The following is a 14,504-nucleotide window of genomic DNA, read 5'->3' on the forward strand; positions in this document are numbered from 1 at the left end:
GTCCCCACCTGGGTGCACGTCATCACCGACGGCCGCCTCGGCGCGCCCGCCACCGCCGTACGCGCCCAGATCGCCACGCTCAACGCCGCCTACTCCGGGGGGCTCGGCGGCGCGGACACCGGGATCCGGTTCAGGCTGGACGGCGTCACCCGTACCGTCAACGCGGCCTGGTTCCGCGAGCCCGTCACCCACGAGCGGATGATCAAGCAGATGCGCAGGGGCGGTCCCGAGACCCTCAACCTCTACCTCGCCCAGCTCGGCGAGCTGGTGCTCGGCTACTCCACCTACCCCCACGGATACGTCAAGGAGCCCGTCCTCGACGGCGTGGTCGTCGACTGGCGGAGCCTGCCCGGCGGGGCGATGCGCAGCTTCGACCGGGGATACACCGCCGTCCACGAGATCGGGCACTGGCTCGGGCTGCTGCACACCTTCGAGAAGGGCTGCGATCCGCTGGGCGACGGCGTGGCCGACACCGAGCCCGAGGGGCAGCCCACCGAGGGCTGCCCGCTGGTCAAGGACACCTGCAAGGGCGGCGGGCCCGACCCGATCCACAACTTCATGGACTACTCCGACGATCGCTGCATGTCCGGGTTCACCCCGGGTCAGGCCGTCAGGATGCAGGAGATATGGGCCGTCTACCGAGGTCGGGGGGCGAACACTACCCTTGACGGGTGACAGTACCGAAGACAGCAGACGCTCCATACGAATCCCCCCGACCTCCCCGGATCTTCGGTCCCGAGTACCGGACCGCCTCCCTGGGCATCCTGCTCGTCATCACGCTGATCGCCTTCGAGGGCATGTCCGTGAGCACGGTCATGCCCGCCGTCTCCGAGGACCTCGACGCCCTCGACCTGTACGGGGCAAGCCTCTCCGCCTTCCTCATCGCCTGCCTGCTCGCCAACGTCGTCGCCGGGCTCTGGTCCGACCGGCGGGGGTACGTCTGGCCGTTCCTGCTCGGCGTGGGGCTGTTCACCGCCGGTATGGCCATGGCCGGAGCCGCCGGATCCAAGGAGCTGTTCATCGTCGCGCGGGTCGTGCAGGGTCTCGGCGGCGGCGCCGTCATCGTGGCGATCTACGTGATGATCGCGCGGGTCTACGTCCCGGCGACCAGGCCCCGGGTGTTCGCCGCGCTGTCGGCGGCCTGGGTGCTCCCCGCCGTCGTCGGGCCCGGCCTCACCGGGCTCATCGCCGAGACCGTCGGATGGAGGTGGGTCTTCTACGGCATCGTGCCGCTGGTCGTCCCCGCCCTCGTGATGCTCCTGCCCGCGTTGCGCGTCGGCGGAGACACCCCGGCGCCCACACTCTCCACAGGACCCCGGTCCAGGCCGCTCGCGATGACCCTGGCCGCCACCGCCACGGCGTGCGGCGCCGGGATCCTGCTGTACGGGGTGAGCCACCTCCACGACACCCCGGTGCCGGGCGGGATCGCCACCGTCGCGGGGCTGGCCGCCCTCCTCGCGGGACTGCCGAGACTGCTGCCGCCCCGGGCCCTCAGGTTCGGCCGCGGCCTGCCCACCACGATCATGATGCGCGGGGTGTTCGCCTCGGCGTTCTTCGGGGTCAACGCCTTCATCCCGCTGTTCCTCACCGAGGTGCACGACTTCTCCGTCGCAGGGGCGGGGGTCGCGCTCACCCTCGGCGCCCTGGGCTGGAGCACCGGCTCCTACCTGCAGACCCGCCGCTCGTACGACAGGCCGCTGCTGGTGCGGATCGGCGCCACGGCGATCACCGCGGGCATCCTGATGACCCTGCTCGCCCTCGTACCCGAGGTCGGCGGCTGGGTCACCGTACCCGCCTGGGTCGTCGCCGGGTTCGGCATGGGCATCGGCATGACCAGCGTCAACGTCACCGCGATGCACCAGTCGCCCGATGCCGAGCAGGGCGCCAACTCCGCCGCGCTCCAGGTCGTCGACACCCTGGGCAGTGGGATCACCATCGGCGTCGGCGGGGGCCTGATCAACCTGATCGGCCACGACGACATCGCCGCCGGTTACGCCACGATCGTCGTGCTGATGGCCTTCATCGGCCTCTTCGGGATGCTCGTGGCCCAGCGTATGAGGGACATCCCATGACTCATTGGTCACTCCCGTAACAGTGATCACCCATAGCCGGGTCACGCCGCGGGATGCGTGGTAGGACGGTAGGACCGTCGCCGCCGGGAGGAGGTCCCGTGCACGAACGACCTCGCCGGTCGGACCCGCCCGACGAGCCCGGCAGGGGCGGGGGGCGCCGATCCCGGCGGGCCCGCAGGGCCGCGCGGGCGGCCGAGAACGAGGTGTGGCCGCCTGCGGACCCGGACCTCGACGACGAGCGCCGTCCCTGGCCGGCACCCGAGGACGACGAGTACCGTCCCTGGCCGCCGCCCGAGGACGAGCCGTCCGACGCCCGCTCCCACCTGACCTGGCCGCCCCGCATCCCCGAGCCCGGCGACGACCTCCCCCCCTCCGCCCGCTGGTACGGCACGCCCATCGCCCCTCCCGAGCGCCGTCCGGGCCGCCTGCGCCGCGTGCTGCTCGTGCTGCTCGCCCTGGCCGCGGCGGGCGGCGTCGTCGCCGGGGTGGCCGTGCTGGCGCTGCGGGCGCTGCCCTCCCCGGTACCGAGCCGGGTGACCGACCCGGTCGCGGGGGTCAGCTACCCGCTGCCCGAGCGCTGGCTCGCCGGTACGGTGCCGCCGGTCACGGACTTCACCTCGGCCGCGGGCGACGGTGTCAACACGACCGTGATGGTCATGCCCGCCGAGCCCGCGACCGACGTGCGCGCCGCCGCCACCGAGCTCAGCGACCTGTACGCGCGGCTCCTGCTGCACGGTGACGATGTGGAGGTCGTGGACGACACGGAGATCACCGTGGGCGCGCGTACCGGGCACACCCGTTCCCTGCGCGCGGAGTACCTGGACGTGGTGAACCGGCCGGCGTACCTGCGCGTGGTCTTCCTCGCGGGGGCCGGGGGACGCCCGGTGGTCGTGGTCGCGATGACCCAGCCGGACGATCCCGTGTCGAGGGCCGAGATCGACAACGTGATCGCGGGCCTGCGCTGAGCGGGCGTCGCGCTCCGGTTCCGCGCGTCGGGGGCCCGGTCCCCGGGGGGCGGTTCCCGCGGGCGGGGGCCGGTTCCGTGAATCCCGGTGGGCCGCCGGTCCCGGCCCCGGTCCCGGTTCCACAAGCGGGCGGTTTCGGGTTTCGGGTTTCGGGTTTCGGGTTTCGGATTTCGGGCTCCAGGTTCCGGTGATCTCGGCTCTGTGGAGCTCTAGCACGAGGAGACGACCTTGGCGAGGATCTCGGCGGATCGGCACGTCTTGTCGGCGGCGCAGATTACCCTGGGGACACTGTGAGCACTTTCGCCGCATCCCACCTCTCGCCCTCATATCCGGACCGTGCCGCCTGGGGCACCGCGCCGAAGCTTCGCGCGTGGCAGCAGGAGGCCTTTGACCTGTACTCCAGCCGTGAGCCGCGTGACTTCCTCGCGGTCGCCACGCCGGGTGCGGGCAAGACGACCTTCGCGCTCCGCATCGCCAGCGACCTCCTGTCACGAGGGATCATCCGGGCTGTGACGATCGTCACACCGACGGAGCACCTCAAGCAGCAGTGGGCGGACGCCGCGAGCAGGGTCGGCATTGCGATCGACCCCGAGTTCAAGAACAGCCAGGGCGCGACCTCCCGCGACTACATCGGGGTGGCCATCACCTACGCCCAGGTGTCCATGCACCCGGCGCTGCACCGCGCCCGCACCGAGGCCCGCAAGACGCTCGTGATCTTCGACGAGATCCACCACGCGGGCGACGCGAAATCCTGGGGCGACGGCGTGCGGGAGGCGTTCGAGCCGGCCGCCAGGCGCCTCGCCCTGACCGGGACCCCCTTCAGGTCCGACGTCAACCCCATCCCCTTCGTCACCTACGCCGAGGACGGCGACGGGATCCGGCGCAGCCTCTCCGACTACTCCTACGGGTACGGCCCGGCGCTCGCCGACGGCGTCGTCCGGCCGGTCATCTTCCTCGCGTATGCCGGTGAGATGCGCTGGCGGACCCGCGCGGGCGACGAGATCGCCGCGACCCTCGGCACGCCACTCACCAAGGACCAGCTCGGCCAGGCGTGGCGGGCCGCGCTCGACCCCAAGGGCGAGTGGATCCGCCAGGTCCTCCGGGCGGCCGACCGGCGCCTGACCGAGGTGCGCAGGGGCGTGCCCGACGCCGGTGCCCTGGTCATCGCGACCGACCACGAGACCGCCCGCGCCTACGCCCGCCACATCAGGACCATCACCGGGGAGGGCGCCACGGTCGTGCTCTCCGACGACCCCACGGCGTCCAAGAAGATCAAGGAGTTCTCCGCCTCCGAGCAGCGCTGGCTGGTCGCGGTCCGGATGGTCTCCGAAGGGGTCGACATCCCGCGCCTGGCCGTCGGCGTCTACGCGACGAGCATCTCGACCCCGCTGTTCTTCGCCCAGGCCGTCGGCCGTTTCGTCCGCGCCCGCAAGCGGGGCGAGACCGCGTCCGTCTTCGTGCCCTCGGTGCCGACCCTGATGGGCCTGGCCGGGGAGATGGAGGCCGAGCGCGACCACGTGCTCGACCGCAAGCCCCCCGAGGAGGGGCTGGACGACTTCCTCCTGGAGGACGCCCAGCGCAAGAAGGACAACCCCGACGTCGTGGGCGACGAGCTGCCGTTCGAAACCCTGGAGGCGGTCGCCACCTTCGACCGGGTCCTGTTCGACGGCGGCGAGTTCGGCAGCGCCGCGGAGACCGGCTCCCCCGAGGAGGAGGACTTTCTCGGCCTGCCGGGCCTGCTGGAGCCCGACCAGGTCCGCACCCTGCTGAGCAAGCGCCAGTCCGACCAGCTGAAGGCCAAACGGAGCAGGCCCGAGCCCAAGGAGCCGCAGCTCGCCCCGCACGAGCTGATCGCCAACCTCCGCAGGGAGCTCAACGGCCTCGTCGGCGCCTGGAACCACCGCACCGGCCAGCCCCACGGCGTCATCCACGCCGAGCTCCGCAGGGCCTGCGGCGGGCCCGCCATCGCGCAGGCCTCCGCCGAGCAGATCCAGGAGCGGATCGACAAGATCCGCCACTGGGCCACCCAGCGCTCCCACTGACACCGGTCACCGGGTCGGGCGGATCCCCGTCCGACCCGGTCGCCCGGCCGGGTGGTCCCCGTTGGTTCCGGTCACCCGGTCGATGGTCCGAGCGTTTCCGGTCGCCTGATCGGCGATCTGAGCGTTTTAGGGGGACCGGCCGGTGGTTCGGGCCTTTCCGGTCGCCCGAGCGGTCCCGCCCGTCCCGGTCACCGGACCTCGGACGGTTCCTCCGGTACGCGACCCGGCCGGATGAGGGCGATCGGCCTGCCGGTCCGCCCGTCGATCGCCCTGAACGCCCCCGTGTCGCGCACCGGCACCGTGAGCGGCACCTCCAGGGAGGCCACGCCACCGGCGATGCTCACGGGCCATGTGGTGGCGCCGGGGGAAAGGCGCTCCGCCCTGTCCTCGCGCATCCAGACCTTGATCGTGCGCTTCCTGTGATGCAGGACCACGGTCGCGGTGTCGCACTCGTCCTCCCTGGCCTTCCAGAAGAGCGTCACACCCCGCGGCGCCCCCTGGCGGCGGGCCAGCCGCACCCGTTCGGGGGCCGGCATCCGCCCCCGGCAGGAGGTGTCCCGCGCACCGGACGCGCCACGCTCGCCGGGCCCGTCCCCGGGGATCCGCCCCTCCGGCCCCGCCTGTGCTCCCCGGGTGTCCCGCGCGCCCTGCTGGGCCGCCTCGGGGAGCGGCGTCGGCGCCTGGGGCGCCGTGGGCGGAGACTGGATCCGGAGCCAGGGCTCGGTCCGGGCCGCGGGGGACACCGCCGGAGACATCGCCGGGGACGGGGGCGCGGCGATCGGAGTCCGCGCGGGAGCCTGGACGAGGGTGGTGGCCCAGATCGTGGCCGCCTCCAGCGCGACCAGCGACAGCACGCTCGTCAGCCGTACCAGCGTCCCTCCGCGGAACAGGTTCCACAGGCACAGCGGGGTCAGGATCAGCCAGGAGACGCCGAGCACGAACATATGAGGTCACCACCGGTAGTAAGAGGTCTCGGCTCCCCGTGATACTCCTGTCGCGGCCGGTGATGGTCCTGTTTGCCCATCCATGCCGATCCGGTGATCGTTCGAATGCTGAGAGGTCGTCAGGCCGGGCGGAGCACGGGGGTTCCGGTGAGGCGGGCTCCGGCGGAGCCGAGTTCGGCGAGGGCGGTCTCGGTGGTCGGGGCGGACACCCCGGCGGTGAGGTCCAGCAGCACCCGAACGGACAGGCCGTGCGCGACCGCGTCCAGGGCGGTGGCCCGTACGCAGTGGTCGGTGGCGATGCCGACGACGTCCACCGCGTCCACGTGGCGCTCGCCGAGCCAGTCGGCCAGGCTCGTACCGTCGGGGGTGACGCCCTCGAAGCCGCTGTAGGCGGCGCTGTGGGCTCCCTTGCTGAACACCTCCTCGACGCGGGCGGTGTCGAAGGCGGGGTGGAAGTCGGAGCCCGGTGTCCCGGCGACGCAGTGGGCGGGCCAGGTGGTCACGTAGTCGGGTTCGGCGGCGAAGTGGGAGCCGGGGTCGACGTGATAGTCACGGGTGGCCACGACGTGGTCGTAGCCGTGTGAGGCGGCGTGCCGGGAGATGGCGGCGGCCACCTCGGCGCCGCCGCCGACCGGAAGGCTGCCGCCCTCGCAGAAGTCGTTCTGGACGTCGACGACGATCAGTGCTGTTGGCATGCGGTCAGTCAAACACGGTCGGGATCGCGGCGTAGCCCCGGGACAGCTGGTGGGCGTTCGAGGGCAGCTCGGCGACGGCCTCGCGGTGTCGCGCGCGGCCCGCGTCCAGTTTCTCGCGCCCGACGATCTCACCCTCCCTGACCAGCGGAACCTGTAGCGGGCGGGCGTTCGAGGGGGACTCGCCCGAGACGGTGACCAGCTCGGCGACCGCCGTGCCCTCGGCGTCGAGCTCGCGGAAGGCCTCCTTGCGCCCGCCCCGGCTGGGCTTGCCCACCGACTTCTTGGCCACCGGCCGCATGACCCCTCCGGCGTCCTCGCGGGCGACGAGCTTGTAGACCAGGGCGGCGGTGGGCGAGCCGGAGCCGGTGACCAGTGACGTGCCGACGCCGTAGCCGTCCACGGGCGCGGAGGCCAGCGCGGCGATGGCGTACTCGTCGAGGTCGCTGGTGACGATGATCCGGGTCTTGTGGGCACCGAGCGCGTCGAGCTGCTCGCGGACCTCGTGGGCGACCTGGCCGAGGTCACCGGAGTCGAGGCGGACCGCCCCGAGGGAGGGCCCGGCGAGCTCCACCGCGGTCCGTACGGCCTGGGCCACGTCGTAGGTGTCCACGAGCAGCGTGGTACCGGCGCCGAGGGAGGCGATCTGGGCCCGGAAGGCCTGTTCCTCCGAGTCGTGGAGCAGGGTGAACGCGTGGGCCGCGGTCCCGGCGGTCGGTATGCCGTACTCGCGGCCCGCCATGAGGTTGGAGGTGGAGGAGAACCCGCACAGGTAGGCGGCCCGCGCCGCCGCCACGGCCGCCGCCTCGTGGGTGCGCCGCGAGCCCATCTCGATGAGCGGCCTGGTCCCGGCGGCGCGGATCATGCGCGTGGCGGCGGTGGCGATCGCGCAGTCGTGGTTGAGGATCGACAGGATCACGGTCTCCAGCAGCACGGCCTCGGCGAACGTGCCCTCCACCGTCATGATCGGGGAGCCGGGGAAGTAGCACTCGCCCTCGGCGTAGCCGTCCACGTCCCCGGAGAACCGGTATCCGGCGAGGAAGTCCAGGGTGGGCTCGTCGACCACCTCGTTGTCCCGCAGGAACGCCAGTGACTCCTCCTCGAAGCGGAAGGACTCCAGCGCGTCCAGCACCCGGCCGGTCCCCGCCACGATCCCGTAGCGCCGCCCGCCGGGCAGCTGGCGCGCGAACACCTCGAAAACCGCCCGCTTGGCGGCGGCGCCGCTTCTCAGCGCCGCCTCAAGCATCGTCAGCTCATAGTGATCGGTAAGCAACGCGGTGCTCATGCTCTTTGTCACGAGTCGAAGACTAAGCCCGGGGTAGGGCAGACTGGTGAATGTGGGTAGCACCGCTCCAACCGAGGTCGAGCGTCCGTCAATCGACGTACGGCCTGATCTGCCATGGTTGACGATCGTCTGGAATGACCCGGTCAACCTGATGTCCTATGTGACGTACGTCTTCCAGTCCGTTTTCGGATACTCCAAGGAGAAGGCGGAGAAGCTGATGCTCGATGTGCATCACAAGGGTAAGGCCGTGGTCTCCAGCGGCACCCGCGAGGAGATGGAGCGCGACGCGCAGATCATGCACTCGTACGGGTTGTGGGCCACCGTCCAGCGGGATTCGTGAGCGCGCGGGCGGCCCGGCATCACGCGTCGCCACGCGGCGAACGGCCGGGCCTGAAACGATCGGGCTCGGAGCGACGGACGGGCCTAAGGTGGCGGGCGGGTCTCGGGTGGAGCCCGCGAGGAATGGTGGGCGAGAGATGAGTTCGGGGTTCAAGCCGGGGCGCGAGGGCGGTGTGATCACGGTTTTCGACGCCGCCGAGGTGTCGATCCTGCGCTCGCTGGTCACGCAGATCCTGGGCCTGATCGAGCCGGGGGAGACCGGCGACGACCCCCTGGAGAAGGCGCTCGGCATCGGCGCCTCCGAGCAGTCCAACGATCCGGTGCTGGCCCGGCTGTTCCCCTCGGCCTACGAGGACGGCGAGGCGGCCGCCGAGTTCCGCAGATACACCGAGGCGACGCTGCGCGAGGGTAAGCGGGCCGACGCCAAGACGATGCTCGACAGCGCCGAGCCCGGCCGGGTCGAGCTGACCAGGGAGCAGGCGCAGGCGTGGATGCGCGCGCTGAACGACGTGCGGCTCGCGCTCGGCACCCGGCTGGAGGTGACCGAGGAGGTGCACGACGAGATCGCCGACATGGCCGAGAGCGACCCCCGCTATCCGGCGTACGTCATCTACGACTGGCTGACCTACCTCCAGGACACCCTGGTCCGTGCCCTTTGGTAACTTCCAGTCATGCTCACGATCTCCCGGGAACTGGTTGACAAGATCATCGCGCACGCTCGGGCGGACCACCCCGACGAGGCCTGCGGCGTGGTCGCGGGGCCGCTCGGTTCCGACTCCCCCGAACGGTTCGTCGCGATGGAGAACGCCGAGCGGTCACCGACGTTCTACCGGTTCGACTCGCTGGAGCAGTTGCGCGTGTGGCGGGAGATGGACGACCGCGACGAGGAGCCGGTGGTCATCTACCACTCCCACACCGCCACCGAGGCGTACCCCTCCCGCACCGACATCTCCTACGCCTCCGAGCCGAACGCCCACTACGTGCTGGTCTCCACCCGTGAGGAGCTGGGGGAGAAGGCCGAGTTCCGCTCGTACCGGATCGTCGACGGCGTCGTGAGCGAGGAGGAGGTGACGATCACCTCCGGGTGACCGTCACCGTCCAGCGTCCGAGGGCCGCGTCCGAGGTCCGAGAGGCCGGGCGTCCTGGCGCCCGCGTCCGGGTTTCCATCTCCTGGCCTCCACGCCCTCCTTGGCCCTCCACGTCCGAAACCCGGACGTCTGGGTGTGCCGGGGTCCGAGGGGCTGGGCGTCCAGGCGTCCGAGCGCCAGGGGTCCGGATGCCCGCGTCCGGGCCGCGTCCGGGATTCGTCCGACGCCGGTGTCCGGTACGGCCGTGAGGCGAATGGACCCTTTGGGTAAACTGGTGAACATGCTGACCGCCGCCCCGAGCCAGGAGGACGTCGTGCTCTCGCGTCCCGGCCCTCGGGCACGGCACGCGGGTGTCGCGCCCGTACAGAACTTCCTGTTCGCGCACACACCCTCCGTCGTCGTCTACGACTGTCGCTGACCGGCTTTTCTGGAATCCTCCGGTGCTCACCGGTGTTCTGATCCGGTGGGCTTTACTCCCATGACGACGCAAGGAGATTGACCCGCGATGGCCATCGAGGTTCGCATTCCGACCATCCTGCGCACCTACACCGACGGCGCCAAGGCCGTCGACGCCAAGGGCGCCACGCTTGAGGAGCTCATCGGCGACCTGGAGGCCCGGCACCCCGGGCTGAGGGAGCGCCTGGTCGACAAGGGCGCGCTGCGCCGCTTCGTGAACGTCTACCTGAACGACGAGGACGTCCGCTTTCTGGGCGGGCTGGAGACCCCGGTCGCCGACGGCGACACGGTCACCGTCCTGCCCGCCGTGGCCGGCGGCTCTCGCTAGCCGCGCGGCACCGCCCGCCCCCGCGAGAGCTCCACGATCTCCCGCGGGGCGGGTGGCACACGCCGCGGTTCCAGGGCTGTCACCGCGAGGCACCAGGTCTGTCACCACAAGGTCAACCCGAAGCGGAAGCCGTACACCATGCGTTTTGACTCACTGATCGAATCGGTCGGCCGGACACCGTTGGTCGGCCTGCCCAGGCTCTCGCCCTCGGAGGACGTGCGGATCTGGGCCAAGCTCGAAGACCGCAACCCGACAGGTTCGGTCAAGGACCGGCCGGCGCTGTGGATGATCGAGCAGGCGGAGAAGGACGGGCTTCTCCAGCCGGGCTGCACGATCCTCGAACCCACGAGCGGCAACACCGGCATCTCGCTGGCGATGTCCGCCAGGCTCAAGGGCTACAAGCTGATCTGCGTGATGCCGGAGAACACCTCCGAGGAGCGCCGTCAGCTGCTGCGCATGTGGGGCGCGCGGATCATCTCCTCGCCCGCGGCGGGCGGCTCCAACGAGGCGGTCAGGGTCGCCAAGGGCCTGGCGGCGGAGAACCCCGACTGGGTGATGCTCTACCAGTACGGCAACCCGGCCAACTGGCGCTCGCACTACGAGTCGACGGGGCCGGAGATCCTGGAGGATCTGCCGTCCGTCACCCACTTCGTGGCCGGTCTGGGCACCACGGGCACCCTGATGGGCGTCGGCAGGTTCCTGCGCGAGCGCGTCCCCGGCGTGCGGATCGTCGCCGCCGAGCCGCGTTACGGCGAGCTGGTGTACGGGCTGCGCAACGTGGACGAGGGCTTCATCCCCGAGCTGTACGACGCCGACGTCCTGACCACGCGTTTCTCGGTCTCCTCCGCCGACGCGCTCCGGCGCACCCGGGAGCTGCTGGCCGGGGAGGGCATCTTCGCGGGGGTCTCCACCGGGGCCGCCCTGCACGCCGCGCTCGGCATGGCGGCCAAGGCCGTCAAGGCGGGCGAGCGGGCCGACATCGTGTTCGTGGTCGCGGACGGCGGCTGGAAGTACCTGTCCACCGGCGCCTACGAGGGGACGCTGGACGAGGCCGAGGAGCGGCTCGAAGGCCAGCTCTGGGCCTGAGTGTCCTTCTCGCCGTCGACGGGCTCGGTGGGCGCGGGGAAAGTGCGACGGCGAAGGGCGGGCGTCCCACCGGGACGCCCGCCCTCTGTCATCTGTCGTCCCCGGCGGGGCCGGAGCCCTGCCGGGGACCTGGGGAGGCTTGATCGAACAGGATCAGGTGGATCAGTTGAACAGGAGCCTCATCGAGAAGGACGCCTCGCTGCCCGACTGGGTGCCGCTGATGCCCACGGCGCGGAGCACCTGGAGGTTGGCCTTCTCCTCGCCCTGGAGGCCGTTCAGATAGAGGTTCTCCACCTTGTCCAGGTCGGCGTAGACGGCGAAGGTCGCCTCACCGGCGTTGGGGACCGCGAGCTGGAAGGTCTCGCTGTCGCCCAGGGCGCCGTCCTTGTTGAGCTCGGTCGCGTAGTCCTGCGCGCTGGCCAGCACGAAGACGCCGTCACCGGGAACCTTGGCGAGCTGCGGGACGGCCGTCCCGGAGTCCACCAGGAACTTCTCGATCTTGCCGACGACCTCCTGCGCCTTGGCCGGGTCGGTGACGATCTTCGCGCCGAACCTCGGCTGGTTGCCGCTGAGGCCGTTGGAGTCCAGGGCGAGGGTGATGTTCTCGCCGAGCAGCGTCACCAGGTCGTCCGGGAGCGCCAGGCCGTACCTCTGCTTGGCCTGGTCGGCGAACTGCTGGACGCCGCCGCCCGCGGCCTGGTCGGCCGACTTCATGACCTGCGCCCACTGCTTGCCGATCACCTCGCCGAGGCCGGAGATCGAGATCGCACCGGCGGTGGAGGCCGGAAGCGTGCCGATCCTGGAGGCCTCGGGGGTGCCCATGTCCAGACCCTCGGCACCGCGGCTGATGCCCGCGAGCTCGACGTACTCGCCGTCGAAGCGAAGGGCGCCCGCCACGCGGACGTTCTTGATCTGGGCGAGGGCGGTGGGGTCCTGGGCGGCCAGCTGGGGAGCCATTCCCGCGAGCTTGCCCGCGTCGGCCCAGAAGGAGAGCACGCCGGTCTCGCCGAGGGCGCCCAGGTCGTCGGAGAAGTTGGCGTTCCCCGACAGCGGCTCGGCGGTGACGGCCCTGTCGGCGTCGGCCTGGGTCGGGGTGAGCAGCGCGTAGTCCTCGCGGAACGCGATGCCGTACTTCTCCTCGCCCATCAGCTTGGCGATGCCCGCCTTGGCCTTGTCCTGGTCGGTGACCTGGACGGCCACCACGACGCCGGGCTCGGCGCCCGCCTTGGCCGGGGGCAGCGCGGCCACGCCGACGCGGACGCCGAGCCACGGCTCGATGTCGGCGGCGTAGTCGACCTTGTCGAAGCCGCCGGTGCCCTTCTTGAGCTGGTCGAAGATCGCCTGGCGCGGGTCCTCGCCGGTGAAGGAGTCCTTGGTGACCGTGAACTTCCTGGCGATGGTGAACAGCGCCACCTTCTGGTTCGCGGCCGGGTCGAGGTCGAGGCGCACGTAGCCGATGGCGTTGCCGGGCAGGACGTCGTGCGGCTGCGCGCCGCCGCCGCTGAGCAGGTTGACCGCGAAGAAGCCGCCGCCGCCCACCAGGGCGACGACCAGCGCGGCGATCACCGCGAGCAGCCAGCCCTTACCGCCCTTGCGGGCGGGAGGCCCGGGGGGCGGCCCGGCGCTCAGGAAGTCGGGGCCCTGCTGCCAGTTCCCGGGCTGCTGCGCGTACGCCTGCTGACCGTAGTTCTGCTGCTGCTGTTGCTGGTAGCCGGGCTGCTGCTGGCCATACTGCTGTCCGTACGGCTGCTGAGCGGCCTGCTGGCCGTAGTTCTGCTGTCCGTACGGCTGTTGCTGCTGGTATCCCTGCTGGGGGTTCTGCTGCTGGTAGGGCTGGCCCTGCTGCGGGTAGGGCTGCCCCTGCTGGTAGCCGCCGGAAGGCTGTGGGTATCCGGGCTGGCCGTTCTGTGGATAGGCCTGTGTGTGCGGCTGGTCGTTTCGCTGCGCGCCCTCGTTCCAACGGTAGGCGATCGTCCTGTCGGGTTGCTGACCCGGCGTGGGCGACTGGTCGGGGGGATTGTTGGCAGGCATGATCACTCACAATGTGGACTTCGCGGATAGGGAGAAGTTAGTGCACATTGCTAGCAACCCGCTTGCATTGAACTAACTATGTGATTGGTCCATCTAAGGGGACCAACCCCTGCTCAGCACGGCTTTATGGCCCATCGCCGCCTTTGTCGTTCTGTTCCCGCAGGTCACTGCCATCTCCTCCTTATCGTGAGTCCCCGTTTTCCCGGAGATTCCGGTGCCCGGGACCGGCCCGGGGAGGCGAAGGCCGTACGGAATGGGTAGAGTGACCCCTCTAGAACAAGGTTCGGGAGCGTGGATGACGAAGTTCGACGAGGCGACAGCGGCCATCAGGGTGGACGAGACCACCTACGACGTGTGCCTCGACACCGGATACTCGGTCGGCGGTCCCCTCAACGGCGGCTACCTGATGGCCGTGCTGCTGCGCGCGGTCGTGGACGCCTCCCCCCACGAGCACCCGGTGACCACGGCTGTCCAGTTCCCGCGCGCGGCCAGGCCCGGCCCCGCGCAGGTGCGCCTGGAGCAGATCAAGACCGGCCGCACCGTCACGATGACCCGGGCGACCCTGGTCCAGGACGGCGACTCCTTCATCGAGGGACTCGTCACGACCGCGACCCTCGGCGATGCCGCCCCCGACTGGACGGACGGGCCCTCGGTGGTGATGCCGCCGATCGAGCGGTGCGTCTCGCTGCCCGTTCCCAAGGCCGAGTCGAACATGACGCTCGCGGCCCAGATGGAGCTGGCCTTCGACCCTCCCACGATCGGCTGGCTCGACGGCAGGCCCACCGGCAGGCCCGAGGCCCGCGCCTACTTCCGGATGGCCGAGCCGCAGGACCCCGACCCGTACGTGCTGGCGTTCGCCGTGGACGCCCTCCCGCCGGTGGTCTTCTCCGCCGGAGAGCGCCACTGGGCCCCCACGGTCGACCTCACCTGGCACCTGCGCGCCCTGCCCGCCCCCGGCCGGCTCACCCTCCTGGCCGGAGGCCGCCTGATCAGCGACGGCTGGTTCGACGAGGAGGTCGAGGTCTGGGACTCCGCGGGCCGCCTGGTCGCCCAGTCCCGCCAGCTGGCCCGCATCGGGCGAGGCTGACCTCCGTACGGCTGAATGTCACGAAAAATACATGGCTGAGCTGGCAATCAGCGTTGTGAGGATTCTTACCGTGATCGGTCGTCCCAGGT

15 protein-coding genes are annotated in these 14,504 nt (G+C 70.9%); 11 read left to right on the forward strand and 4 right to left on the reverse strand.

The annotated features are described in order from the left end of the window. Positions 1–12 precede the first annotated feature (12 nt). The 4 genes from ABD817_RS18595 (at position 13) to ABD817_RS18610 (ending at position 5,079) form a co-directional block, all read left to right on the forward strand. On the forward strand, positions 13–675 hold the full coding sequence (locus ABD817_RS18595; protein ID WP_344919229.1) for a zinc metalloprotease: 663 nt from the start codon (positions 13–15) through the stop codon (positions 673–675). Beyond that, a complete protein-coding gene (locus ABD817_RS18600; protein WP_344919230.1) occupies positions 672–2,072 on the forward strand; it encodes an MFS transporter in 1,401 nt (466 codons plus the stop codon). Before ABD817_RS18595 ends, ABD817_RS18600 begins: the two co-directional genes overlap by 4 nt. Before the next feature lie 98 nt (positions 2,073–2,170). Next, the gene (locus ABD817_RS18605) at positions 2,171–3,037 is read left to right on the forward strand and encodes a hypothetical protein (protein ID WP_344919231.1); all 867 of its coding nucleotides are present in this window, start codon (positions 2,171–2,173) and stop codon (positions 3,035–3,037) included. A 290-nt stretch (positions 3,038–3,327) separates the two neighbouring features. Further along, the gene (locus tag ABD817_RS18610) at positions 3,328–5,079 is read left to right on the forward strand and encodes a DEAD/DEAH box helicase (protein WP_344919233.1); all 1,752 of its coding nucleotides are present in this window, start codon (positions 3,328–3,330) and stop codon (positions 5,077–5,079) included. A 188-nt stretch (positions 5,080–5,267) separates the two neighbouring features. On the opposite strand, the gene ABD817_RS18615 is transcribed toward ABD817_RS18610, so the two are convergent. From ABD817_RS18615 to ABD817_RS18625, 3 genes are all read right to left on the reverse strand, one after another. Further along, entirely contained in the window at positions 5,268–6,023 is a 756-nt protein-coding gene (locus ABD817_RS18615; RefSeq protein ID WP_344919234.1) for a hypothetical protein, read from the reverse strand. A 119-nt stretch (positions 6,024–6,142) separates the two neighbouring features. Continuing rightward, positions 6,143–6,718 (reverse strand): nicotinamidase, encoded by a 576-nt coding sequence (locus ABD817_RS18620; RefSeq protein ID WP_344919235.1) that lies wholly within the window; start codon positions 6,716–6,718, stop codon positions 6,143–6,145. Between the two features lie 4 nt (positions 6,719–6,722). Continuing rightward, positions 6,723–8,000 (reverse strand): nicotinate phosphoribosyltransferase, encoded by a 1,278-nt coding sequence (locus ABD817_RS18625; protein ID WP_425583390.1) that lies wholly within the window; start codon positions 7,998–8,000, stop codon positions 6,723–6,725. Between the two features lie 52 nt (positions 8,001–8,052). On the opposite strand from ABD817_RS18625, the gene clpS reads away from it, so the two are divergent. The 6 genes from clpS (at position 8,053) to ABD817_RS18655 (ending at position 11,297) form a co-directional block, all read left to right on the forward strand. Continuing rightward, positions 8,053–8,340 carry an ATP-dependent Clp protease adapter ClpS gene (gene clpS / locus ABD817_RS18630; RefSeq protein WP_329091067.1) on the forward strand — a complete coding sequence of 96 codons (288 nt, stop codon included), beginning with the start codon at positions 8,053–8,055 and terminating at the stop codon, positions 8,338–8,340. A gap of 136 nt (positions 8,341–8,476) precedes the next feature. Next, on the forward strand, positions 8,477–9,001 hold the full coding sequence (locus ABD817_RS18635) for a DUF2017 domain-containing protein (RefSeq protein ID WP_344919237.1): 525 nt from the start codon (positions 8,477–8,479) through the stop codon (positions 8,999–9,001). Positions 9,002–9,010: 9 nt separating this feature from the next. Beyond that, complete coding sequence (locus tag ABD817_RS18640) at positions 9,011–9,427, forward strand: M67 family metallopeptidase (RefSeq protein WP_344919238.1); 417 nt, start codon at positions 9,011–9,013, stop codon at positions 9,425–9,427. Positions 9,428–9,707: 280 nt separating this feature from the next. Beyond that, complete coding sequence (locus ABD817_RS18645) at positions 9,708–9,845, forward strand: hypothetical protein (protein ID WP_329091073.1); 138 nt, start codon at positions 9,708–9,710, stop codon at positions 9,843–9,845. 87 nt (positions 9,846–9,932) lie between these two features. Beyond that, positions 9,933–10,211 carry a MoaD/ThiS family protein gene (locus ABD817_RS18650; protein ID WP_344919239.1) on the forward strand — a complete coding sequence of 93 codons (279 nt, stop codon included), beginning with the start codon at positions 9,933–9,935 and terminating at the stop codon, positions 10,209–10,211. 138 nt (positions 10,212–10,349) lie between these two features. Then, positions 10,350–11,297, forward strand: coding sequence for a PLP-dependent cysteine synthase family protein (locus tag ABD817_RS18655; protein ID WP_344919240.1), 948 nt, complete (start codon positions 10,350–10,352; stop codon positions 11,295–11,297). A gap of 162 nt (positions 11,298–11,459) precedes the next feature. On the opposite strand, the gene ABD817_RS18660 is transcribed toward ABD817_RS18655, so the two are convergent. Next, the gene (locus ABD817_RS18660) at positions 11,460–13,328 is read right to left on the reverse strand and encodes a DUF3352 domain-containing protein (RefSeq protein WP_344919242.1); all 1,869 of its coding nucleotides are present in this window, start codon (positions 13,326–13,328) and stop codon (positions 11,460–11,462) included. A gap of 295 nt (positions 13,329–13,623) precedes the next feature. Between ABD817_RS18660 and ABD817_RS18665 the strand changes: the two genes are divergently transcribed. Further along, a complete protein-coding gene (locus ABD817_RS18665; RefSeq protein ID WP_344919243.1) occupies positions 13,624–14,415 on the forward strand; it encodes a thioesterase family protein in 792 nt (263 codons plus the stop codon). Positions 14,416–14,504 lie beyond the last annotated feature (89 nt).

The organism is Streptosporangium oxazolinicum, from assembly GCF_039537505.1.
Taxonomy (GTDB): domain Bacteria; phylum Actinomycetota; class Actinomycetes; order Streptosporangiales; family Streptosporangiaceae; genus Streptosporangium; species Streptosporangium oxazolinicum.

What these genes read in the sequence shown, in the direction of transcription:
- ABD817_RS18615 (WP_344919234.1), bottom strand. Translation starts at nt 6,023, where the DNA reads ATGTTCGTGCTCGGCGTCTCCTGGCTGATCCTGACCCCGCTGTGCCTG.
- ABD817_RS18620 (WP_344919235.1), bottom strand. Translation starts at nt 6,718, where the DNA reads ATGCCAACAGCACTGATCGTCGTCGACGTCCAGAACGACTTCTGCGAG.
- ABD817_RS18625 (WP_425583390.1), bottom strand. Translation starts at nt 8,000, where the DNA reads ATGAGCACCGCGTTGCTTACCGATCACTATGAGCTGACGATGCTTGAG.
- ABD817_RS18635 (WP_344919237.1), top strand. Translation starts at nt 8,477, where the DNA reads ATGAGTTCGGGGTTCAAGCCGGGGCGCGAGGGCGGTGTGATCACGGTT.
- ABD817_RS18640 (WP_344919238.1), top strand. Translation starts at nt 9,011, where the DNA reads ATGCTCACGATCTCCCGGGAACTGGTTGACAAGATCATCGCGCACGCT.
- ABD817_RS18645 (WP_329091073.1), top strand. Translation starts at nt 9,708, where the DNA reads ATGCTGACCGCCGCCCCGAGCCAGGAGGACGTCGTGCTCTCGCGTCCC.
- ABD817_RS18650 (WP_344919239.1), top strand. Translation starts at nt 9,933, where the DNA reads ATGGCCATCGAGGTTCGCATTCCGACCATCCTGCGCACCTACACCGAC.
- ABD817_RS18655 (WP_344919240.1), top strand. Translation starts at nt 10,350, where the DNA reads ATGCGTTTTGACTCACTGATCGAATCGGTCGGCCGGACACCGTTGGTC.
- ABD817_RS18660 (WP_344919242.1), bottom strand. Translation starts at nt 13,328, where the DNA reads ATGCCTGCCAACAATCCCCCCGACCAGTCGCCCACGCCGGGTCAGCAA.
- ABD817_RS18665 (WP_344919243.1), top strand. Translation starts at nt 13,624, where the DNA reads ATGACGAAGTTCGACGAGGCGACAGCGGCCATCAGGGTGGACGAGACC.